Source organism: Luteibacter sp. P1_D3, assembly GCF_056406135.1.
On sequence record NZ_JBFUAT010000014.1, the window covers coordinates 19,616 to 41,405 of the forward strand.

Here is a 21,790-nt window from a genome sequence, read left to right on the forward strand (position 1 = left end):
GAGCCAACAAAAAACCCCGCATTTCTGCGGGGTTTTTTGTTGTCACAGTGCGAACAACTTACGCCGTAGCGCGGATCCGCTCGACGATCGCGTCGCCGAAGGTGTCCGTGGTACCGGTGCCGCCGACGTCCGGGGTGGTCCGGTCGCGGGCTTCCATCACATCGCGGATGGCGGCGCGCAGGCGCGTCGCCTTGGCGACCATGTCGAGGTGATCGAGCATGTCGGCCGCGGCGAGCAGCAGCGCGCACGGGTTGGCCTTCTTCTGGCCGGCGATGTCCGGCGCGGAACCGTGGACGGCTTCGAAGATCGCCGCGTCCTTGCCGATGTTGGCACCCGGGGCAAGGCCCAGGCCGCCGACGAGACCGGCGCAGAGGTCGGAGAGGATGTCACCGAAGAGGTTCGTGGTGACGATCACGTCGAACTGGTACGGGTTCATCACCAGCTGCATGCAGGCGTTGTCGACGATCATCTCGCCGAACTCGATATCCGGGTAGTCCTTCGCGACTTCACGCGCCACCGTCAGGAACAGGCCCGACGAGGTCTTCATGATGTTGGCCTTGTGCACGGCCGTGACCTTCTTGCGACCCTTCTTGCGGGCCATTTCGAAGGCGTACTTGCAGATGCGCTGCATGCCCGGGCGGGTGTTGCGGATCATCGAGACGGCAACTTCGTTGTCGCCCTCACCCGTGGTGGTCTGGCCTTCGGCCAGGTACGCGCCCTCGGTGTTTTCACGCACCGTGATGATGTCGATGTTCTCGTAGCGTGCCTTGGTGCCCGGGAAGCTGATCGCCGGACGCACGTTGGAGTAGAGGTCGAACTTGCGACGCAGGGTCACGTTGATCGAGGTGAAGCCACCGCCGATCGGGGTGGTCAGCGGGCCCTTCAGCGCCACCTTGTGCTCGGCGATCCTGTCGATCGTGTGCTGCGGCAGGAGATCGCCGTGCTTCTCGAGGGCAACCACGCCCGCGTCGACGTAGTCGTAGGCCAGACCGCAGTCGAGGGCGTCGAGAACGCGAATGGTCGCGTCCATGATCTCGGGGCCGATGCCGTCGCCGGGGATCACGGCAATCGTCTTGCTCATGGGGATAACTCCTGAAGGGAAGCGAAAAAATCGCCCAATTATCGGCGATCCTGCCCTCTTCCTTCAAGGTTGCCGCCCCGATCGGGGCGGCACGGCCGGTCGATCAGGCGGCCGGGTGGTCCGCGCAGGCTTCCGCGTCCGTCGATGCCTCGCCTTCCAGCGAGTCGAGGAAATCGACCGCACGGCGCAGATGAGGGATCACGATCGAGCCGCCGACCACGAGGCCGACGCTGAAGACCTCGAAGAATTCATCGCGATTGACCCCGGCTTCCTTGCATTGGGCCACGTGATAGCTGATGCAGTCGTCGCAGCGCAGGACCATCGAGGCGACCAGGCCGAGCATCTCCTTGGTCTTCACGTCCAGGGCGCCGGCACGATAGGTCTGGGTATCCAGCGCGAAAAAGCGCCGGACGACCTGGTTGTCCTCACCGAGGATGCGCTCGTTCATGCGCTGGCGGAAGGCGGTGAACTCTTCGACGCGCTTGTCGCCCATCAGTGTGTCGCCTCGAGGATTTCGGCCAGCCGGCCGCTACGGTCGGCGGCTGCCAGATCGTCGAACCCACCGAGGTGCGTGCCGTTGATGAAAATCTGCGGCACGGTCCGGCGACCACCGCTCTTGGCGAGCATGAGATCGCGCTGGGCCGGATCCATGTCGATGCGGACCTCGTTCCAGCCCAGCCCCTTGGCCTTGAGCAGGTTCTTGGCGGCGACGCAGTACGGGCAGACCGCTGTCGAATAGATGGTGATATCGGGGGTGGACATGGGAGGGGATGCTCCGGAAGCGAATGGCCAAAAGATGGCGTCGCAGGGCGAATTTTGCAAGACGGACGAACCTCGGCCCGGCCCTGCGGTCAAAGGCGATCGGACTACCACGGCCGTGGAAGTTATCTATTCGTTTGGTGATGGTATCGTCCCCGACCTATGCGCAAACCGTTGCCCCGACTCGCCCTGCTCGCCGCCATTACCCTCGCCACGTTCGCCGCGGGCGCCCAGGACAACGTGCGCCTGCCCGACCTGGGCAGCTCCGCTGCCGGCCTGCTCAGCCCACGCGAGGCCAACGAGTACGGCGCGCAGATGCTCCGCCAGATGCATACGCTCAACCTGACCGTGGATGACGCCCTGGTCGACCAGTACATCAACGACCTCGGCTACCGGCTGGTCGCGGCCAGTGACCGGCCGAAGGACCATTTCCAGTTCTTCATCGTCAACGACAGCCAGATCAACGCCTTTGCGGCGCCCGGCGGCTATATCGGCGTGAACGCCGGCCTGATCGATATCACCACCAGCGAAAGCGAGCTGGCCGGCGTCATCGCGCACGAAATCGGCCATATCACCCAGAACCACCTGTACCGCGCTTTCGAGGATTCCAAGAAGAACGCCCCGCTCATGGCCCTGGTCCTGCTCGGCGCGATCGCTGCGGGTGCTGGGGGCGGCGCCGGCGATGCGGCCCCGGCGGTGCTCATGGGTGGCCAGGGCCTGATCATGCAGCGGCAGATCAATTTCACCCGCAAGGACGAGATCGAGGCCGATCGCACCGGCATCCAGACCCTGGCCAATGCCGGCTACGACCCGGAGGCCATGGCCGAGTTCTTCGGCCGGATGCAGGACACCTTGCGCGTCGGTGAGGACGAAGAGGCGGCGCCGTCCCTGCTGCTGACCCACCCGGTCACCCTGGAGCGCATCAGCGACGCCAAGGCGCGCGCCCGGGTCATCACCGAACGCAACGCCGGCAAGCCGCGCCAGCCCACCCTGGACAAGGCCAGCTGGGAGAAGAGCACCGCGCCCGTCCTTTACGTCAAGGACAACACGCAACTGGCGCCGAATCGCAGCAAGATCGCTCCCGACAGCGCTGGCGACACCTATGCGCTGATGCGCGAACGCATCCGCGTGCTGTCCGGCGACGCCCGCAAGCTCGCCGACGTCTACGCCACCAACCTCAAGCGCAAGGATTTCGACACGGCGGCGAACCATTACGGCTACGCCATCGCCCTGATCCGTAGCGGTCACGGCATGCAGGCGGTGGAGCAGATCCAGCCGCTCCTGGTCAGCCAGCCGGCCAGCGTCGTGCTGCGCCTGGCCCTGGCCGATGCCTATGTGGAAGCGGGGCGGCATGGCGACGCCATGGCGATCTACAAGACCCTGCACGAGAATTCGCCGCGCAACGGCGCCGTCACCCTGGGCTACGCCCGGGCCCTGACCGATACCGGCCGGGCCGACGAGTCCCGTACGGCGGCGACCCTGCTCAGGCCCATGCTCGACGACAGCGATGACCCGGAAATCTTCCGTACCTTCGCCCGCGCCAGCGAGCGGTCGGGCGATTCGGTGCGCGCAGCAGAGGCTTATGCCGATAGTGCGTACCTCGCCGGGCGGCCGTTCGACGCGATGGAGCAGCTGCGCCGCCTGCTCAAACGTGACGACCTGGACTACTACCAGCGCTCCCGGATCCAGGCCCGGATCAGCGACCTGACCCCGCTCCTGCTGGAGTTGCGCAAGAAGCGCGTGACCACGGATGACAACCCGGACGGGCGTAGTCAGTAACCCGGACTCGCAAGATCCGGTGGACTTTCGTGACAATTGTCATTGCCGTGTAACACAGCATGGCTGCAATATGACCGTCACAGCCAACGAGCGGCCTTACGCGTGCATAAACGCATTCTCATCGTGGAAGACGAAGCATCGATTCGCGACATGGTCGCTTTCGCGCTTCGCAAGGCGGGTATGGACGCGGCTCACGCCGCCGACGCCCGCGCCGCACAGATGGCCATCTCCGAGCGCGTCCCGGACCTGATCCTGCTCGACTGGATGCTCCCGGGCACCAGCGGACTCGAACTCGCCCGCCGGCTGCGCCGCGAGGAGCTCTCCCGGGAAATCCCGATCATCATGCTCACCGCCCGCGGTGAGGAGATGGATCGGGTGAACGGCCTGGAAGCCGGCGTCGACGACTATGTCATCAAGCCCTTCTCCACCCGCGAGCTGATCGCGCGGATCAAGGCGGTGCTCCGCCGCAGCCAGGGCGACGACGGCTCCGGCATCGTCGAGCTGGGCGGCCTGCGCATCGATGGGCCTGCCCATCGCGTGTTCGCCGGCGAAGATGCCGTGCCCATCGGGCCGACCGAGTACCGGCTGCTGTTCTTCTTCATGACCCACCCGGAGCGCGTCTACTCGCGCGCCCAGCTGCTCGACCATGTCTGGGGTGGCAGCGTCTATGTGGAGGAGCGCACGGTAGACGTGCACATCCGCCGCCTGCGCAAGACGCTGGAACCGTGGAAGCTCGACGACATGGTGCAGACCGTTCGCGGCGCGGGATACCGCTTCTCCGCGAATACCTAGGCTAGCGCGGGGTAGCCGCGCTATCGTGAGCGCCATGCCACCTCGCATCCTTACTTCCTGGCGACTGCCAGCCGCGTGCGCCGCCCTCCTTGTCGTGGGCGGCGTCGTTGGCGCGCTCGTCGGTGCGACGTGGGCCGGTGTGACCGTTGTCGCGCTGACGGAAATCGTCGTACTGCTGTCGCTGTTCCGTCACAAGTCGGGGCCAATGTTGCAATCGTCCGCAACGCCCCGCCCCGAGTATGACCGTCTAATGACTCGCACCCGCCGTATCGCTTCCCGCCTGCGTGATTTGCGCAGCGCGGCCGGGACCCTTCCCGATGCCGTGGTCCTCCTGGACCACTCGCAGCACGTCCGCTGGTTCAACCATGCGGCGGAAGAACTGCTCGGCCTCAAGAGGCCGCGCGATCGCGGCCGCCTCCTCGTCGAGGTATTGCGCAACTCGGAGTTGGCCGAATGGCTTTCCGAGGGCGCCCGCGAACCGCTCAACGATGTCACCGCACCGGGTCACCCGAACCGCCATGTCACCGCCACGCTCTTGCCCTTCGGCAGCCGGCAGCGTCTCCTGCTGGCGCGCGACACCAGTCACCTGACGCGCCTGGAGCAGATCCGCCGCGATTTCGTCGCCAACGTGTCGCACGAACTGCGCACGCCGCTGACCGTGATCCATGGCTATCTCGAACTGCTCGATCCCGAAGACGTCCCCGAGCTGGCGCCGGTCCTGGACGAAATGCGTGCGCAGTCCAAGCGCATGGGACAGATCGTCGAAGACCTGCTCACCCTGTCGCGCCTGGAAACCCAGGACCACGTCGCCGACGAACACGTGCAGATGGCCCCGTTGCTGGCCAGCCTGCGCAAGGAGGCCGAGGCGCTGAGCCAGGGTCGGCATACCGTATCGCTCGACATGGCCACGCCGTTCGATGTGCTCGGCTCACCGAAGGACCTGCACAGCGCGTTCTCCAACCTGGTCAGCAACGCCGTGCGCTACACGCCGACGGGAGGCCGCATCGCCATCCGCTGGGCCGAAACCGACGGTGGCGCGAAGTTCTCCGTGCAGGATTCGGGCTTCGGCATTCCGGCCACGCACATCGCACGGCTGACCGAACGCTTCTACCGCGTGTCCTCCAGCCGCTCACGCGATTCGGGCGGTACCGGCCTGGGCCTGTCCATCGTCAAGCACGTGCTCAACCTTCACCAGGCCCGCCTGGTGATCGAGAGCGAACCGGGCAAGGGCTCGACCTTTGCCTGCGTATTCGGCAGCGACCGCCTGCTCGACGGCGCCCGGCTGCAGGAAGCGGCCGGCCTGCACCTCTGATCGATGGCAGGAACGCGCCGCCGGGTTGCTGCGATGCCGCTTTCCGGCATGATGACCGATAAGCCACCATCGGACGTCATGAAAGGATCCGTCAAACGCATGAGCGAGTCTGTCGACCTCGGCGCGCCCGCGCTGTACATGAACCGCGAACTGGCGGCACTGGAATTCAACTTCCGTGTGCTCGCCCAGGCGCGCGACCCGGATGTGCCCGTCCTCGAGCGGCTGCGTTACCTGACCATCGTCAGCAACAACCTCGATGAGTATTTCGAGGTGCGCGTCGCGGTGCTCAAGCACAAACATGCGCTCGGTGCGGCGACACCCGGTGCCGATGGTCTTTCGTCCAGCGAGATCCTGGCGCGCATCCGCCAGCGCACGCTCGAGCTGGTCGCGGAAATCTATGCGATCTGGCACGACGAGCTCGGGCCGGCTCTGGGCGCGGAAGGCATTCGCTATCTCACGCGCGACCAGTGGACCGACAAGCAGAAGCGCTGGCTGCTCGGCTACTTCCAGAACGAGATCCAGCCGGTGCTGTCGCCGCTGGGCCTCGATCCCTCGCACCCCTTCCCGCGCATCCTCAACAAGACGCTGAACCTGGCGGTGGTGCTCAAGGGACGTGACGCGTTCGGGCGCGAAGGCCATATGGCCCTGGTGCGTGCGCCGCGTTCGCTGCCGCGCATCATCAAGCTGCCAGCGGAAGTCTCCGAAGGCGATGGCGATTTCGTCTTCCTGGCCGAAGTGCTGCAGGCCTTCGCGGACGAGATCTTCCCCGGTTTCGACGTCTGTGCCTCTTACCAGTTCCGGGTGACCCGCAACAGCGAGCTGGTCGTCGAGGAAGCCGAGGTCGAGAACCTCGCGCGCGCCCTCAGCGAAGAGCTCGTTGGACGCGGTTATGCGCGACCGGTGCGCCTGGAGGTCGGCGCGGATTGTCCACGCGCGATCACCGACATGCTGATCGCGAATTTCCAGCTCGAAGAGGCCGATGTCTACCGTTGCGATGGCCCGGTCAACATCATCCGCGCCAGCCTGATCTATGACCAGGTCGACCGGCCCGAACTGAAGTTCCCGCGTTTCACGCCGCGCCTGTCGCCCGCCTTCGACAAGGGCGTGAACGAGTTCGACGTGCTCGGGGTGCGCGACGTCTTGCTCCACCATCCGTACGAATCCTTCGCCTCGGTGGTCGAACTGCTGCGGCGTGCCTCGCAGGATCCCGGCGTGCTGGCCATCAAGCAGACGCTCTACCGCGCCGGCAAGGATTCGCCGCTGGTGGATCTGCTGGTGGAGGCCGCGCGCAACGGCAAGGACGTCACGGTGGTGATCGAGCTGCGCGCGCGGTTCGACGAAGAAGCCAACATCGGCCTGGCCAACCGGCTGCAGGAAGCCGGTGTGCAGGTGGTCTACGGCGTGGTGGGTTACAAGACGCACGCGAAGATGCTGCTCATCGTTCGCCGCGAGGGCAGCGGGCTACGCCGCTACGTGCACCTTTCCACGGGCAACTACCACCAGGGCAACAGCCGCGGCTACACCGATATCGGCCTGATGACGTCGCACCCGGAAATCGGCGAAGACATCCACAAGGTCTTCCAGCAGCTGTCCGGCCTGGGTCCGATGATCCAGCTCAAGCGCTTGCTGCATTCGCCGTTCACGCTCTACAGCGGTGTCATGGCGCGGATCGAGCGCGAGATCGAGCATGCGCGCAATGGTCGGCCCGGGCGCATCGTCGCCAAGCTCAATGCGCTGAACGAGGCACACGTGGTCGAAGCGCTCTACCGCGCCTCGGCAGCTGGCGTCCAGATCGACCTGATTATCCGTGGCGCGTGCACCTTGCGACCAGGCATTCCGGGCGTGTCGGAAAACATCCGGGTGCGCTCGATCATCGGCCGCTTCCTCGAACACAGTCGTGTCTACTGGTTCGGCAACGACGGCGAGCCGGAACTGTTCTGCGCGAGCGCCGACTGGATGGAGCGCAACCTCATGCGCCGCATCGAAGTGGGCGTGCCCATCCTCGATCCCGAACTGGCCAAACGCGTGTACAACGAAACCCTCGACAACTACCTGCGCGACAACACGCAAGCCTGGATGCTCGGTGACGACGGGCGCTATACGCGTCGCATCCCGGCCACCGGCGAGGCGCCTTACAGCGCGCAGCAGTCGCTGCTGGCCGATTACTGCGCGTGACGCGGCGCATCCTGCTCCTGTCGGTCTCCGCCGGCGCGGGCCACGTGCGCGCAGCGGATGCCCTCGATGCGACGATCGCCACGCTGGCCGCGGACGGCCTCGACGTCGAGGCACGCCATCTCGACGTGATGGACTTCGTGCCATCGAGCTTCCGCCGCATCTACGCCGATTTCTACCTCGGCCTGATCACGCACTACCCGCGCCTGTGGGGCATGCTTTACCGGATCACGGACGACGCGCGCCCGGAAGCCGTGACGCAGCGCATGCGCCGTACCATCGAACGACTGAACACCCGGCGGCTGCGCGCGGCGATCAACGATTTCGCGCCGGATGCCATCATCTGCACGCACTTCCTGCCGGCCGAGATGCTGATGCGGCAGATCCGCAAAGGCCGTGTCACCGCCCCGGTCTACCTGCAGGTGACGGATTTCGATCTGCATCGCATGTGGGTGATCCCGGGGATGACGGGCTATTTCGCCGCCAATCCCGAAATCGCCCACCGCATGCGCGCCGTCGGCCTGCCCGCCGAACGCGTCCACGTGACCGGTATTCCGGTGATGCCCGCATTCGCGCAAGAGCACAATCGCCGCGCGTTGCGCGCGGAGCTGGGCATGGACCCGGATCGTCCGGCCTATCTCGTCATGGGCGGCGGCGCCGGTGTCGGTGCGCTCGACGAACTGGCCGATGCCCTGCTTTCGGGTGACGGCGATTTCCAGCTCGTGGTTCTGGCCGGGCGTAACAAGGACATGCTCGAACGCCTGCACACGCTGGCGCGCACACGCCATGCGGGACGACTGTTCCCGCAGGGCTTCACGCAGCACGTGGAACGGCTGATGGCCTGCTGCGATCTGGCGATCACCAAACCCGGTGGGCTGACCACGTCGGAGTGCCTGGCGGTGGGTCTGCCGATGATCGTTAACGCGCCGATCCCCGGTCAGGAAGAACGCAACGCGGATTACCTGCTCGAACAGGGCGCCGCGTGGAAAGCCATCGACGCCGTCGCCCTGTCATGGCGCATTCGTCACTTGCAGGCGCAGCCGGCGACGTTGGCCGACATGGCCACCCGTGCGCGCGCCATCGGCCGTCCGCACGCGGCACGGGACGTCGTCGATACCGTGCTCGCCCTGCTGGACAGCCGATGAGTCATTCGCCGCGCCGCCGCGTCGTCGCTGCCTTGGCGACGGCGGCCTTCACGTTCCTGCTTGCCTTCATGTTCGCCCATGTGGAAGTCGAGATCGAAGGTCCGCATGGCTGGGCCACCAGCCTCCCCACCTGGCGCGTCGAGAACCACTGGCTGCTCGATCTGCTCTGGGGCGGCCGGCCGATGACCGGTTACCACGCCTGGGCCTTCCCCTTCATCGCCGCGTTCTTCCACTTCCCCATGGTCTTCCAGGGCTTCTGGAGCTGGCGCGCGCAGGTTCGCGTCATTGCCTGCGTGATGCTGTTCTGGGTCGCCGAGGATGGCCTCTGGTTCATCCTCAATCCCGCCTTCGGCCTGGCACGCTTCGACCCGGTGAACGTGCCCTGGCATCGGCATTGGTGGGGCCCGGCGCCCGCCGATTACTGGGTGTTCGGCTTCCTTTGCATCGTTTTGTTCATTCTTTCCGCCTTGCCCAAAAGCCGCATCGCAAAGCCAGCCTGACAACAGGCGTTGCATGCAAGCCCCGGCACCATGCCAGAATCCCCCGATACGCCGCTGCGGACATATCTCTTGGCGACCTCAGCTAAATCGCAGATCAATGACGGTGAATTCCTCGCCGCCGTCGACCTCGGCTCCAACAGCTTTCATATGGTGGTGGCTCGCTACGAACACGGCGAACCGCGCGTCATCGACCGCCTGCGCGACTCCGTGCGAATGGCCGTGGGCCTGCGCCCGGACGGGACGCTCGACACGGCCCACCGCGCGGCGGCACTGGCCAGCCTGGCCCGGTTCGGTCAGCGCATCGCCGGCATCCCGGCCCTGCACGTGCGCGCCGTCGCGACCAATACCGTGCGCCGCCTCGCTTCGCCGCATGCCTTCCTGTCCGCGGCGGAAGCCGCGCTGGGGCATCCGGTGGAAATCGTTTCGGGCCGTGAAGAAGGCCGCCTGATCTTCCTCGGCTCCTCGCACGATCTGCCGGCGTCACGCGACCACCGGCTAGTCATCGACATCGGCGGTGGCAGCACCGAATTCATCATCGGTCGCGGCACCTCGCCCCTGCTGACCGAAAGCGTCCAGGTGGGCTGCATCGCCTCCACGCTGCGCTTCTTCCCGGGCGGAAAGATCACCCGCAAACGCTGGCAGAAGGCCCGCCGCGAGATCGGCGTGCTGCTCCAGCAGTTCTCCGAGGAGTATCGCGAAGCGGGCTGGGCCGACGCCTACGGCTCGTCCGGCACGGCCAAGTCCATCGGCTCGGTCGTCCGCGCGATGAAGCTCTCCGACGACGGCATCACGCCCGAGTCGCTGGCGACCATCCGCGAAGCGCTGATCGAACAGGGCGCGTCGGGGACGCTGAAGCTACCGGGGCTGGGCGACGATCGCGCCGAGGTCTTTGCCGGTGGCGTGGCGATTTTCGAAGCCGCGTTCGAAGCCCTGGGCATCGAACGCCTTCGGGTCTCGGAAAGCTCGATGCGCGAGGGCCTGCTCTGGGACCTGATCGGCCGTTCCGCCGGTACCGACCCGCGCATGGCCAGCATCGATTCGCTGGCCAGCCGCTACGGTGTCGACCGGGCCCAGGCGCGCCGCGTCGAGACGACCGCGCTGAGCCTGTTCGACCAGCTCGGCAAACCCTGGAAGCTGGACGACGACGGGCGTGAGTGGTTGTCGTGGGCGGCGCGCGTGCACGAACTCGGCCTGGCCATCGCGCACAGCCAGCATCAGCGCCACGGCGGTTACATCCTCCGCCATGCGGATCTGGCCGGCTTTTCACGGCAGGAACAGCAATTGCTCGCCGCGATCGTCGAATGCCATCGCCGCAAGCCGGAAAAATCGGTGATTTCGGCCCTGCCCGTGCGCTATCGCGCCCTGGCCCGCCACATCACCGCGATCCTGCGCCTGGGCGTGCTGTTCCGTCGCGCACGCCGCGCCGAAGCCCTGCCCCGCATCCGCGTGAGCGCCTCTCGTCAGCGCCTGCGGCTGTCGCTTCCAGCGGACTGGCTGGACCAGCACCCGCTGACCGAAGCCGACCTCGAGCAGGAGCGCGAGCCGCTGGCCGAACTCGGCCTGGAACTCGAGATCGTCACCGAATGACCGCGATCCGCCCGTCAAACGGGCGTATCATGGCGCGATTGTTTCACCGTCACGACCGGTAACCCATGCTCAGAGCCGTCTTCGCCAGCCTCTTACTCGCCCTGCCCGCCGTTGCCATGGCGCAGCAGACGACCAAGCCGGCAGCACCAGCGCCGGCGTCCGTCGACCATCCGCGCGTGGTCATGCACACCACCCAGGGCGATGTCACGTTCGAGCTGTTTCCGGACAAGGCACCGAAGAGCGTGGCCAACTTCCTGCAGTACGTGCGCGACGGCTTCTATGACGGCACGGTGTTCCACCGCGTGGTCAACGGCTACATGGTCCAGGGCGGTCTTTACAGCCGTGACCTCACCCAGCGCCGCACGCGGGCCGCCATTCCCAGCGAAGCCGACAACGGACTGTCGAACCTGCGCGGCACGCTTGCCGTCGCCCGCGGCGGCGATCCGAACTCCGGCACGGCCCAGTTCTTCGTCAACCTGGTCGACAATCGCCGCCTCGATTACGTCAGCAACCAGAGCGGCCTGACCTGGGGCTTCGCGGTGTTCGGCAAGGTCGTCTCCGGCATGGACGTGGTCGACAAGATCGCCTCGCTGCCGACCCGCGCGCAGGGCCCCTTCGTCGGTGACGTGCCTAACCCGATGGTGATCATCGATTCGGCCAATGTCGTCGGCGAAGAACGCGCCCGCCCGGCATCGGCGAGCACCGCCGGCAACCCGGCAGCGCCGGCCAAGGTCGCGCCGGAGTCGACCAAGCCGGCGGCACCGAAAAAGGGCGAGAAGAAGACCAGCGCACCGAAGGCCGCATGAGCACCCTGTTCATCGCCGACCTGCACCTCGACGAGGCGCGGCCCGATATCACCGCCCTGTTCGAACGCTTCCTTGCGTCGGACGAGGCACGCTCCGCCACCGCCTTCTACATCCTCGGCGACCTCGTCGAGGCGTGGATCGGCGACGACGACGACGCGGAACTGCCCACCCGGATCGCCACGGCGACTCGCGCCCTGCGCGACAGCGGCGTACCGGTGTACTTCATGGCCGGCAACCGCGACTTCCTGCTTGGGGAACGCTTCGCCGAGCGTGCGGGGATGACGCTCCTCGACGACGGTGCGGTGCACGATATCGAAGGTACTCCGACCCTGTTGATGCACGGCGACGTGCTCTGCACCGACGACGTGGAATACCAGGCCGTGCGTGCGCAGGTGCGTACCGACGCCTGGAAGCAGCAGATCCTGTCGATGCCACTGGAAGCCCGTCGCGCGTTCGCGGCCAAGGCGCGCAGCGACAGCAAATCACGCACGGGCCGGATCGACGAGACGATCATGGACGTGAATCAGGGTGCGGTCGAAGCGGCCCTGCGCCACGCCGGTGTGCATCGGTTGATCCACGGGCATACGCATCGGCCGGCGATTCATCCGTTCGCGTTCGATGGCGCGAATGCGGAACGCATCGTGCTGGGCGACTGGTACGACCATGGGTCGGTGTTGGCGATCGATGGCGAGCGGCTGGACCTTCGCGGCATCTGGCAGGTCTGACCCCGTAGGAGCCGATTCATCGGCGATCCCTGCGCAGCGACCGGCGAACGATCACCTCACCCGAGGGTCTGCAACCACACCAGCTCACTCTCGGAAAACCCGGCCTCGCGCCGCGCATCCAGATTGAACGGCCCCCTCAACGACCCATTCATGTAGTCGTTGAGCAAGGTGGCGAAGGTCGCTTCCGGCTCGATGCCATCGCGTTCGCAACACCAGTGAAACCAGCGCGTGCCGGCGGCCACGTGGGCCACCTCCTCGCGCAGGATCACCTCGAGGATGCCCACGGTGCGCTCGTCGTTCTGCCGGCGCAGTCGCTCCATCATCCCCGGCGTCACGTCCAGTCCCCGCGCCTCGAGCACGCGTGGCACCAGGGCCATGCGCGCCGTATCGCTGTGCGCGGTTTTCTCCGCCATCTCCCATAAGCCGTTATGGGCATCGAAATCACCGTAGGCGTAGCCCAGCTCGGCGAGTCGCCCCGAAAGCAGCGTGAAATGGCGCGCCTCATCGTTGGCGCAGGACGCCCAGTCGCGGTAATACGCGTCGGGTTTTCCGCGAAACCGGTACACCGCATCCCAGGCAAGATCGATCGCGTTGAATTCGATGTGCGCGATGGCATGCACCAGGGCGGCACGCCCTTCCGGCGTGCCGAGGCCGCGCTGAGCCAGATCACGTGACGACACCAGCCGCGGACGCTCGGGTCGTCCGGGTAGACCGATCGGCAAGGGCGCCGGCGAGGCCGGGTCGGGTCCAAGTGCGCCCTCGCCCAGCGCCGCCCAGGTGGCGAAACTCAGGCGAATCTTCTCGGCGGGATCGGTCGCCTCGAGGCAACGGCGCGCGGCGGCGTGGAGATCGTGCATCGCGGGTCGGCGTGGCGACGCGCCGGAGCGCGCCGCCGATCGCTCAGGCGCTACGGCGTTCGTTCTTGGCCGAATCCGAACGCATCGCTTCCTGCTGTTCGAGGAAGCCGGCATCGACACCCGTCACGTATTCACCGGAGAAGCACGAGGTATCGAAGTGCGTCAGCTCCTCGTTGCCGTCGGCCACCGCCTGGATCAGGTCTTCCAGATCCTGGTAAACCAGCCAGTCGGCACCGAGCGCCTTCTCGACTTCTTCCACGGTACGACCGGCGGCCACCAGTTCCGAGGCGGCCGGCATGTCGATGCCGTAGATGTTCGGGTAACGCACCGGCGGCGCGGCGGAGGCGAAGTAGACGTTCTTCGCACCGGCATCGCGGGCCATCTGGATGATCTGGCGCGAGGTGGTGCCACGCACGATGGAATCGTCGACCAGCAACACGTTCTTCTTGCGGAATTCCAGCTCGATCGCGTTGAGCTTGCGGCGCACGGATTTCACGCGCTCGCCCTGCCCCGGCATGATGAACGTGCGGCCGATGTAGTGGTTCTTGACCAGGCCTTCGCGCATCGGTACGCCGAGCGCCTGGGCCAGCGAGCTGGCCGCCGTGCGCGAGGTGTCGGGGATGGGAATGACGGCATCGATGCCATGATCCGGACCGCGTTCGCGAAGGATCTTCTCGGCCAGCTTCTCACCCATGCGCAGGCGCGCCTTGTACACCGAGACGTCCTCGATCATCGAGTCCGGGCGGGCGAGATACACGTATTCGAAGATGCACGGCGCATGCACCGCACCTTCCGCGCAGCGCTGCGTATGCAGTTCGCCGCCTTCGGTGACGATGACGGCTTCACCGGGTTCGATGTCGYGGATGCGCTTGAAACCGAGTACGTCGAAGGCGACGGATTCGGAGGCGATCGCGTACTCATGGCCTTCGGCCGTGATGCGCTCACCAAGCACCAGCGGGCGAATGCCGTTCGGATCGCGGAAGGCGATCAGACCGTAGCCGAGGACCAGCGCGATGCAGGCATAACCGCCGCGTGCACGCGCGTGCACGCCGGCAATGGCCTTGAAGACGTGCTCAGGCGTGAGGTCGCCGCGGTCGTCCACCTGGAGCTCGTGGGCGAGCACGTTGAGCAGCACTTCGGAATCGGAGTCCGTGTCGATGTGACGACGGTCGTCCTCGAACATCTCCTTGCGCAGGGCCTCGGTGTTGACGAGGTTGCCGTTGTGCGCAAAGGCAATGCCGTAAGGCGAGTTCACGTAGAACGGCTGTGCTTCGTCCGTGCCTTCCGAGCCGGCGGTCGGATAGCGGCAATGGCCGATACCGATGCGGCCACGCAGCTTGCTGACGCCCGCCGAGTTGAAGACGTCACGGACCAGCCCGTTGCCCTTGTGCAGGCGCAGGCGCGCGCCATCCACGGTGGCGATACCGGCGGCATCCTGCCCGCGATGTTGCAGGACGGTCAGGCCGTCATACAGGGCCGACGCCACTTCCGTGGTGCCGACGATGCCGATGATTCCGCACATGGGTGTTGCCTTCTACGAAGTGGCCGCCGTGGTCGCGGCGGCAGGGTGAACGTTATCTTTGGTCGGTTGCGCGCCAGGGGACACCTTGTCGCGCAACCTCATGAGGTCGTCCTTGCTGGGCAGCTGCACGTCCGGCATCTTCAGGTTTTCCAGAGCGGCAGGCGGATGCATGTATCCGCGCACATTCTCCGGCACCTGCTGACCCAGCCATTCGGCCGCACCACGGAACTGCGGCATCATCGCGGACTCGCGCCACATGGGCGCGTTGGCCAGCGGCGTGAAGCCGACGACGAACACCACCAGCGCCACGATGAGCACACCGCGCGCCAGGCCGAACAGCATGCCGAACAACCGATCGGTACCGCCCAGTCCCGTACTCGCGACCAGGCGCGAGATCAGGAAACGGATCAGCCCGCCGACCAGAAGCACGGCGATGAAACACAAGCCATACCCGATCGCCACGCGCGCCGAAGGCAGGGACACACTGCTTTCGAAGTAATGCGCCAGCGAGGGACCATACGTCCAGGCGACCCAGAAGGCGGCCACCCAGATAACCAATGACAGCACTTCGGAAATGAGGCCGCGCATCAGGCCGATCAAGACCGAGATGAACAGGATCCCCAGGATGACGCAGTCGATCCAGTTCACGTGGGAGTCCCCGAAGTCACGTTGAGGGCGGGTCGCGGCGCCTTACGGCGCCGAAACGACCACGCCGTCCAGGCCGACCTTGGCCTTGATCTGGTCTTTCAGGCGCACCGCATCGTCGCGCTGGGTCTGCGGCCCGGCGCGCACGCGCCAGAGCTTGGCCCCCGCGCTCGATGCGACGCTGTCGACATAACCGGCGATCCCCGCGCCGCGCAGCTTGTCGCGCAGACGCGTCGCCTCGGCTTCACTGCTTACGGCAGCGACCTGGACGGCGAAGCCGCCGGCGCGCGGCGGGGCGGCCGGCACCGTGGCGGTCGCGGCGGCAGGCGCAGGCGCCGCGACGGCCTTCGGCGGCGCGGGCACGTCGGCCGTCTGCGTCTCAGCCTTCGACGAGAGCGTGGCCGGCGCGCCCGGTGCGGCGGCGGTGATCTTCAGGCGGGCCGCTTCGGCGGCGGCGCGGGATTCGAACGGACCGGCGGTCACGCGGGTCAGCGACTTGCCCGCCTGGTTGGTCGCCGCCGTGGTGACCGGGTAGCCCAGCGCCCGAACCTTCTGCACCAGCGCATCGGCCTTGCTGTGATCGGCGTAGGCGCTGAGGTTGATCGTGAAGCTGCCACGCGCGGCGGTGCCGACCGGCAGCGCGGCGGCGGGCGGCGTCGCGGCGACCGGCAAGGGGGCCGGCGTGGCGGCGGCCTTGACCGGCTTCGTCGTCACGGCAGGCGCCACAGGGGTGGCGGCGGGTTTGGTGCTGGCCGGCGCGTTAGCGAAATCTTCCGGCAGGGCGTCGACGGGCTTGCGCGAGGCGATGTCGACCGAGGCCAGCTTGCTGCCGCTGCCCGGGGTGACCGTGGCGGCAGGCGCCGTCGGCGCGACGGGCGCCGAGGCAGGATGCACGGGGCCACCGGCGGCCTGCGGACCGCTGACCGATGCCGGCGAGCCATTGGGTGTCACGTCGAGCGTGCGCGTCTGCAGTTCGCGGTCCGGCGCCGGCGGAATCTCGAGGCTGACCGTCTGGTCGGCGTCGCTCTTGGGCGGCGTGTTGGAGAACATCATCGGGACGAAAAGAACCAACAGAGCAACCAGGACGGCGGCACCCAGCAGACGTGTTTTCAAGGAAAGCTCCATACGACCGACGCAATGCGAATCGCGGCGATTATAACCGGCAATCGACGGCCCCGCCGTCGCTCAGGGCCCGGCGTTCACGTCCGGTGGGACAGCGCGGCAGCCGCCACGAAAAACGAACCGAACAGCAGGACGACATCCTCCTCGCCTGCGTCCAACCGGGCCGCCTTCCAGGCCGAGGCGACATCGTCGAAAGACCGGCCGGCGGCCGTCGGACGGACCGCCGCCAGCGTAGCGGCAAGGGCGCCTGCGGGAAGACCGCGCGCGGTTTCGCGTTCCAGACCAGCGAGGTACCAGTGGTCGACGTGATCGACGAGGGCTTCGATGACACCGCCAACGTCCTTATCCGCCAGCGCGCCGTATACCGCCCTCACCTGCCCCCGGCGAGGCGTCGCTTCCAGCCACGCAGCCAGAGCGCGGGCGGCCTGCGGGTTATGACCGACGTCGACCAGGGTCAGCGGGCGCTCGGCGATGCTCTGCAGGCGACCCGGGACGCAAACGCCCTCCAGCGCCTGGCGGATCGCTGCCGGCGGCACGTCGACGCGCGAACCCAGGGCATGGATCGCGGCGATCGCGGTCGCCGCATTGTCGATCTGTACGGGCGCATCCAGGCGCGGGCGCGGCAGATCGAGCACGCTGCCGTCACGATGCGACCAGCGCCAGCCGGCCTCACCCTCCTCACGGCTGGCCGAAAACGCCTCGCCACGGGCCTGTATGTCAGCGCCGATGCCGCGCAGGGCATCCAGCAGGCCAACCGGCGGTTGCCGCTCGCCGATGATGGCGGGACGGCTGGCCCTGGCGATCCCGGCCTTCTCGCGACCGATGCTGTCGCGGTCGCCACCCAGCCAGTCCTGGTGATCCAGGTCGATGGTGGTGATAACGGCGACATCGGGATCGACGATGTTCACGGCATCCAGCCGGCCACCGAGACCGACCTCGATCACGGCGACGTCCAACGAGGCGCGCGCCATCAGGTCGAACGCGGCCAGTGTGCCGAACTCGAAGTACGTCTGGGGAATGGGTCCACGCGCGGCTTCGATGCGCTCGAACGAGGCGATGAGAGCGTCGTCGGACGCATCCTCGCCTTCAAGGCGGATGCGCTCGTTGTAGCGGAGCAGGTGCGGCGAGGTGTAGCAGCCGACACGGTAACCCGCTGCGCGCAGCATGCCTTCGAGCAAGGCGACCGTGGAGCCCTTGCCGTTGGTGCCGCCGACGGTGATGACGATGGGCGCGGGGCGTGGCGCGCCCATCGCTTCCCATACCGCACTCACCCGGTCGAGACCCAGCTCGATATCGCGCGGGTGCGTGCGCTCCTGATAGGAGAGCCACTCGGCAAGCGTGCGCATGATGATCGATGCCCTTTGGGAAAGCGGTAAATCTTAAACCGCCGCGCGCCCTTGTAGGAGCCGATTCATCGGCGATCCCGCGGCAGCGGGCCAGACTGGGGCAAGCACCCATCGCCGATGAATCGGCTCCTACCGAAGCGCGAAGGTCATTGGAACGAAAACGCCAGCCCGGAGGCTGGCGTTCTCAAAACGACGGATCACTCACGACAACCGATCGCTACCGATCAGCAGTCGTCGCCGCCGAACGGGTCGTCGAGGATGATCGTGTCATCACGGTCCGCACCGGTGGCGACCAGCGCCAGCTTGCAGCCCGACAGTTCTTCGACGGCACGCAGGTAGGCACGCGCGGCCGGGGGCAGCTTGTTCCAGTCGCGAATGCCGGCGGTCGACTCTTCCCAACCCGGGAACTCGAGGTAGACCGGCTTGCACTCGGCCCAGCCGTCCGCATCCAGCGGGGCCAGTTCACGACGCTTGCCGCGGTATTCGTAGGCGATGCAGACCTTGATGGTCTCCAGGCCGTCGAGCACGTCGAGCTTGGTGATGGCCAGGCCGTCGATGCCGTTGATCTGCACGGCGCGCTTCAGTGCGACGAGGTCGATCCAGCCGCAGCGACGCGGACGACCCGTGCTGGCGCCGAACTCGTTGCCCTTCTTGCGCAGCAGCTCGCCCATCTCGTCGTTCAGTTCGGTCGGGAACGGACCGCCGCCGACGCGGGTCGCATAAGCCTTGCAGATGCCCAGCACGTAGTCGATGTCACGCGCGCCCACGCCGGTGCCGGCGAGTGCACCGCCCACCGTGGTGTTCGACGAGGTGACGTACGGATAGGTGCCGTGATCGATATCGAGCAGCGCGCCCTGCGCACCCTCGAACAGGATGTTGCCGCCTTCCTTGCGCACGTCGTGAAGAATCGTGGCGACGTCGTCGACCATCGGGCGCAGGTACTCGCCCCAGGTGAGGGCTTCGTCGAGCACGGTCTGGTAGTCGACCGGCTCGGCCTTCAGCCACTGGGTGAGCACGAAGTTGTGGTACTCGACGGCGGCCTGAACTTTCTCGGGCAGCTCATGCGGATACATGAGGTCGGCGACGCGGATGGAGCGACGCGCCACCTTGTCTTCGTAGGCCGGACCGATACCGCGACCGGTGGTGCCGATCGCCTTGGCGCCGGAGGCAACCTCGCGCGCCTTATCGACGGCGATGTGGTACGGCATGATCAGCGGCGTGGCCGGCGAGATCTTCAGGCGCGGACGGACGTCGACGCCCTGGGCCTCGAGCTCGGCGATCTCGCTCATCAGGGCGGCCGGCGACAGGACCACACCGTTGCCGATCAGGCAGAGCGCGTCGTCGCGCAGGATGCCCGAGGGAATCAGGTGCAGGACGGTCTTCTTGCCCTTGATGACCAGCGTATGGCCGGCGTTATGGCCACCCTGGAATCGAGCGACGGCACCGACGCGCTCAGTGAGAAGATCGACGATCTTGCCCTTGCCCTCGTCGCCCCATTGCGCGCCCAGAATAACGACTGACTTACCCATTTTGACGACTCTCTTTAGTTGCGTTGCCCGCGAGGGCGATGTGGATCTTGTTTAGCGCGCGCGGCCGGGGCCGTCATTGAGATAGCGCAGGAATTCGGAATCGGGCTTGAGCACCAGCACGCCCTTGCCGTCGGCGAAGGACTTACGGTACGCCGCGAGGCTTCGATAGAACGAGAAGAACTCGGGGTCCTGGCTGTACGCCTGGGCGTAGATGGCGGCCGCCTGGGCGTCGCCGTCGCCCTTGACCTTGGTCGCCTCGCGATTGGCGTCTGCAAGCAGGACGACCTTCTGGCGATCGGCGTCGGCGCGGATCTTCTCGGCGCTTTCCTGGCCGGTGTAGCGCAGTTCGTTGGCCAGCTGCAGGCGCTCGTTGCGCATGCGCTTGTAGACCGAGCCACTGACTTCGTCAGGCAGGTCGATCCGCTTGATGCGCACGTCGACGATGGCGATGCCGAGGTTCTTGCGTGCTGCGAGATCGGTGTCCTTGCGCACCTGGCCGGTGATGTCTTCACGGCCGCCGGCGATCAGGTCCTCGAGCTTGCGCGAGTTGAACTCGTGGCGCAGGGCATCCTTCACGATCGGCGTGAGGCGCTGGATGGCCTGGGTCTGCTCGCCCGACGTGGCGCGGTAATACGCGGCGTTATCGGCGATGCGCCATTTCACGTAGAAGTCGACGTTGACGCTTTTCTTCTCGAGCGTGAAATAGCGCTCGGGCTGCGCATCCAGGCCGAGGATGCGGTTGTCGAAACGCATCACCTGCTGCACGACCGGGATCTTGAAGTGCAGGCCCGGCTGGTAGTCCGCCCGCACGATGCGGCCGAACTGAAGCAGGAGGGCATTCTCGCCTTCCTTGACGACGAACGCGCTGTTGAAACCCAGCAGGACGACGATGACGACGATGAGGCCGGAAATGTATTTCACTGTGCATTCCCCTGCGGATTGGGGTTCGCATCGGTCGTCGCCGACTGGATGACCGGACCCACACCCGGCACGTTGCGAACCGTGCCGCCGTTCGACTCGACCGGAAGCTGGATGATGTTCTTGCCGTTGGTCCCGTCGACGACCTTGGGATTGCCGGCCATGACTTCCTCGACCGTCTCCAGCCACAGGCGACGACGCGTGACTTCGGGCGCGGCGCGGTATTCCTTCAGAAGCGCATTGAAACGATCGACGTCACCGTTGGCACGGGCGATACGCTCGACGCGCTCACCCTGGGCCTCGGCGGCGATGCGCGAGGCATCGCCACGCGCCACCGGAACGACCTGGCTCTCGTAAGCGCGGGCCTTGTTCTCTTCGCTCTGCTTGTCTTCGCGCGCCGCGTTGACGTCGTCGAAGGCGTCCTTCACTTCTTTCGGCGGCGAAACGTTCTGGAAGCTGACGCCCGTGACCAGGATGCCGGCGTCGTACTTGTCGAGCGTCGCCTGGAGAATGTCGCGCGTCTGCTGTTGCAGCGTTTCCTTGGCTGCGGGTGCGACGCCTGCGGCAGACGCCTGCGCCGGCGTCGGCGTGTCGACGCCCGGCGTGGTCAGGATGTTGTCCATGATGTTGGCGCCGACGACGGAGCGGACAGCCGCTTCCGAGGCGTTCTTCATCGTGCCGTTTTCGATGTCGTTGTTCGAATACAGGAACTTGCGTGCGTCGGACACCTGGTACTGCACGTTGAAGTCGATCGCGATGATGTTTTCGTCGCGAGTGAGCATCGACACGTTGTCCGAAATCGAGCGGACCTGGGTCATCTCGACCTTGGTCACCGTCTCGACCGGGCTCGGCGCCTTCAGGTGGAAGCCGGGCGGCAGCACGCGCGAGAACTGGCCGAAGCGCAGCACCACGCCGACCTGCCGGGCGTCGATCACCGTATAGCTGCTGACCAGCAGCCAGGCCACGATGAAGACGAGCACGATGGCGAGTACGCCACCGCTTCCCGCGCCGAACTTGCCGAAGCGAGCCTTCAGGCTTTTGAGCATGCCGTCGAGATCGGGCTTTTGCCCGCTCGACCGGTTGCGGTTCCAGGGATCCTTCTGGCCGTTACCGGGTTCGTTCCAAGCCATGAGCGACAGTCTCCTTGGGGGACCGGAGGGTGGGCGGCTGGCAAGCCTTCAGGTGAACCCAAA

General features: G+C 66.3%; 20 protein-coding genes. 9 read left to right on the forward strand and 11 right to left on the reverse strand.

The annotated features are described in order from the left end of the window. Positions 1-58: 58 nt before the first annotated feature. From AC1DYM_RS11010 to grxC, 3 genes are all read right to left on the reverse strand, one after another. A complete protein-coding gene (locus tag AC1DYM_RS11010; protein ID WP_477338200.1) occupies positions 59-1,081 on the reverse strand; it encodes an isocitrate dehydrogenase in 1,023 nt (340 codons plus the stop codon). Positions 1,082-1,184: 103 nt separating this feature from the next. Further along, entirely contained in the window at positions 1,185-1,574 is a 390-nt protein-coding gene (locus AC1DYM_RS11015; protein WP_046967343.1) for a carboxymuconolactone decarboxylase family protein, read from the reverse strand. Further along, complete coding sequence (gene grxC / locus AC1DYM_RS11020; protein WP_477338202.1) at positions 1,574-1,843, reverse strand: glutaredoxin 3; 270 nt, start codon at positions 1,841-1,843, stop codon at positions 1,574-1,576. Before grxC ends, AC1DYM_RS11015 begins: the two co-directional genes overlap by 1 nt. A 159-nt stretch (positions 1,844-2,002) precedes the next feature. Here grxC and AC1DYM_RS11025 point away from each other — a divergent pair, with 159 nt between their 5' ends. The 9 genes from AC1DYM_RS11025 to AC1DYM_RS11065 all read left to right on the forward strand — a co-directional run bounded on the left by AC1DYM_RS11025 (position 2,003) and on the right by AC1DYM_RS11065 (position 12,658). After that, positions 2,003-3,619 carry a M48 family metalloprotease gene (locus AC1DYM_RS11025; RefSeq protein ID WP_477338204.1) on the forward strand — a complete coding sequence of 539 codons (1,617 nt, stop codon included), beginning with the start codon at positions 2,003-2,005 and terminating at the stop codon, positions 3,617-3,619. Positions 3,620-3,721: 102 nt separating this feature from the next. After that, positions 3,722-4,411: a phosphate regulon transcriptional regulator PhoB gene (gene phoB, locus AC1DYM_RS11030; RefSeq protein WP_046967346.1), complete on the forward strand. Its 690-nt coding sequence runs from the start codon at positions 3,722-3,724 to the stop codon at positions 4,409-4,411. Positions 4,412-4,445: 34 nt separating this feature from the next. Next, a complete protein-coding gene (gene phoR / locus AC1DYM_RS11035; protein ID WP_477338207.1) occupies positions 4,446-5,723 on the forward strand; it encodes a phosphate regulon sensor histidine kinase PhoR in 1,278 nt (425 codons plus the stop codon). Between the two features lie 78 nt (positions 5,724-5,801). Beyond that, entirely contained in the window at positions 5,802-7,898 is a 2,097-nt protein-coding gene (ppk1, locus tag AC1DYM_RS11040) for a polyphosphate kinase 1 (protein ID WP_477338209.1), read from the forward strand. Beyond that, on the forward strand, positions 7,895-9,040 hold the full coding sequence (locus AC1DYM_RS11045) for an MGDG synthase family glycosyltransferase (protein WP_477338210.1): 1,146 nt from the start codon (positions 7,895-7,897) through the stop codon (positions 9,038-9,040). The genes ppk1 and AC1DYM_RS11045 overlap by 4 nt, the downstream gene beginning before the upstream one ends. Beyond that, positions 9,037-9,540, forward strand: a complete 504-nt coding sequence (locus AC1DYM_RS11050) for a hypothetical protein (RefSeq protein ID WP_477338212.1) — start codon at positions 9,037-9,039, stop codon at positions 9,538-9,540. The genes AC1DYM_RS11045 and AC1DYM_RS11050 overlap by 4 nt, the downstream gene beginning before the upstream one ends. A gap of 69 nt (positions 9,541-9,609) precedes the next feature. Then, positions 9,610-11,127, forward strand: coding sequence for a Ppx/GppA phosphatase family protein (locus AC1DYM_RS11055; protein WP_477338213.1), 1,518 nt, complete (start codon positions 9,610-9,612; stop codon positions 11,125-11,127). A 65-nt stretch (positions 11,128-11,192) separates the two neighbouring features. After that, the gene (locus tag AC1DYM_RS11060) at positions 11,193-11,933 is read left to right on the forward strand and encodes a peptidylprolyl isomerase (protein ID WP_477338215.1); all 741 of its coding nucleotides are present in this window, start codon (positions 11,193-11,195) and stop codon (positions 11,931-11,933) included. Further along, positions 11,930-12,658, forward strand: a complete 729-nt coding sequence (locus AC1DYM_RS11065) for a UDP-2,3-diacylglucosamine diphosphatase (RefSeq protein WP_477338217.1) — start codon at positions 11,930-11,932, stop codon at positions 12,656-12,658. Before AC1DYM_RS11060 ends, AC1DYM_RS11065 begins: the two co-directional genes overlap by 4 nt. A gap of 56 nt (positions 12,659-12,714) precedes the next feature. Here AC1DYM_RS11065 and AC1DYM_RS11070 read toward each other — a convergent pair whose 3' ends face one another. The 8 genes from AC1DYM_RS11070 to hflK all read right to left on the reverse strand — a co-directional run bounded on the left by AC1DYM_RS11070 (position 12,715) and on the right by hflK (position 21,727). Beyond that, a complete protein-coding gene (locus AC1DYM_RS11070; protein ID WP_477338219.1) occupies positions 12,715-13,515 on the reverse strand; it encodes a ferritin-like domain-containing protein in 801 nt (266 codons plus the stop codon). A gap of 43 nt (positions 13,516-13,558) precedes the next feature. Further along, complete coding sequence (gene purF, locus AC1DYM_RS11075; protein WP_477338221.1) at positions 13,559-15,037, reverse strand: amidophosphoribosyltransferase; 1,479 nt, start codon at positions 15,035-15,037, stop codon at positions 13,559-13,561. A gap of 12 nt (positions 15,038-15,049) precedes the next feature. Then, on the reverse strand, positions 15,050-15,685 hold the full coding sequence (locus AC1DYM_RS11080; protein WP_477338223.1) for a CvpA family protein: 636 nt from the start codon (positions 15,683-15,685) through the stop codon (positions 15,050-15,052). A gap of 42 nt (positions 15,686-15,727) precedes the next feature. Further along, positions 15,728-16,795: an SPOR domain-containing protein gene (locus AC1DYM_RS11085; protein ID WP_477338225.1), complete on the reverse strand. Its 1,068-nt coding sequence runs from the start codon at positions 16,793-16,795 to the stop codon at positions 15,728-15,730. A gap of 86 nt (positions 16,796-16,881) precedes the next feature. Further along, a complete protein-coding gene (gene folC / locus AC1DYM_RS11090) occupies positions 16,882-18,153 on the reverse strand; it encodes a bifunctional tetrahydrofolate synthase/dihydrofolate synthase (RefSeq protein ID WP_477338333.1) in 1,272 nt (423 codons plus the stop codon). A gap of 221 nt (positions 18,154-18,374) precedes the next feature. Then, a complete protein-coding gene (locus tag AC1DYM_RS11095) occupies positions 18,375-19,679 on the reverse strand; it encodes an adenylosuccinate synthase (RefSeq protein WP_477338227.1) in 1,305 nt (434 codons plus the stop codon). Between the two features lie 51 nt (positions 19,680-19,730). Continuing rightward, positions 19,731-20,600, reverse strand: a complete 870-nt coding sequence (hflC, locus tag AC1DYM_RS11100) for a protease modulator HflC (RefSeq protein ID WP_477338229.1) — start codon at positions 20,598-20,600, stop codon at positions 19,731-19,733. Continuing rightward, complete coding sequence (gene hflK / locus AC1DYM_RS11105; protein WP_477338231.1) at positions 20,597-21,727, reverse strand: FtsH protease activity modulator HflK; 1,131 nt, start codon at positions 21,725-21,727, stop codon at positions 20,597-20,599. Before hflK ends, hflC begins: the two co-directional genes overlap by 4 nt. Between the last annotated feature and the right edge of the window lie 63 nt (positions 21,728-21,790).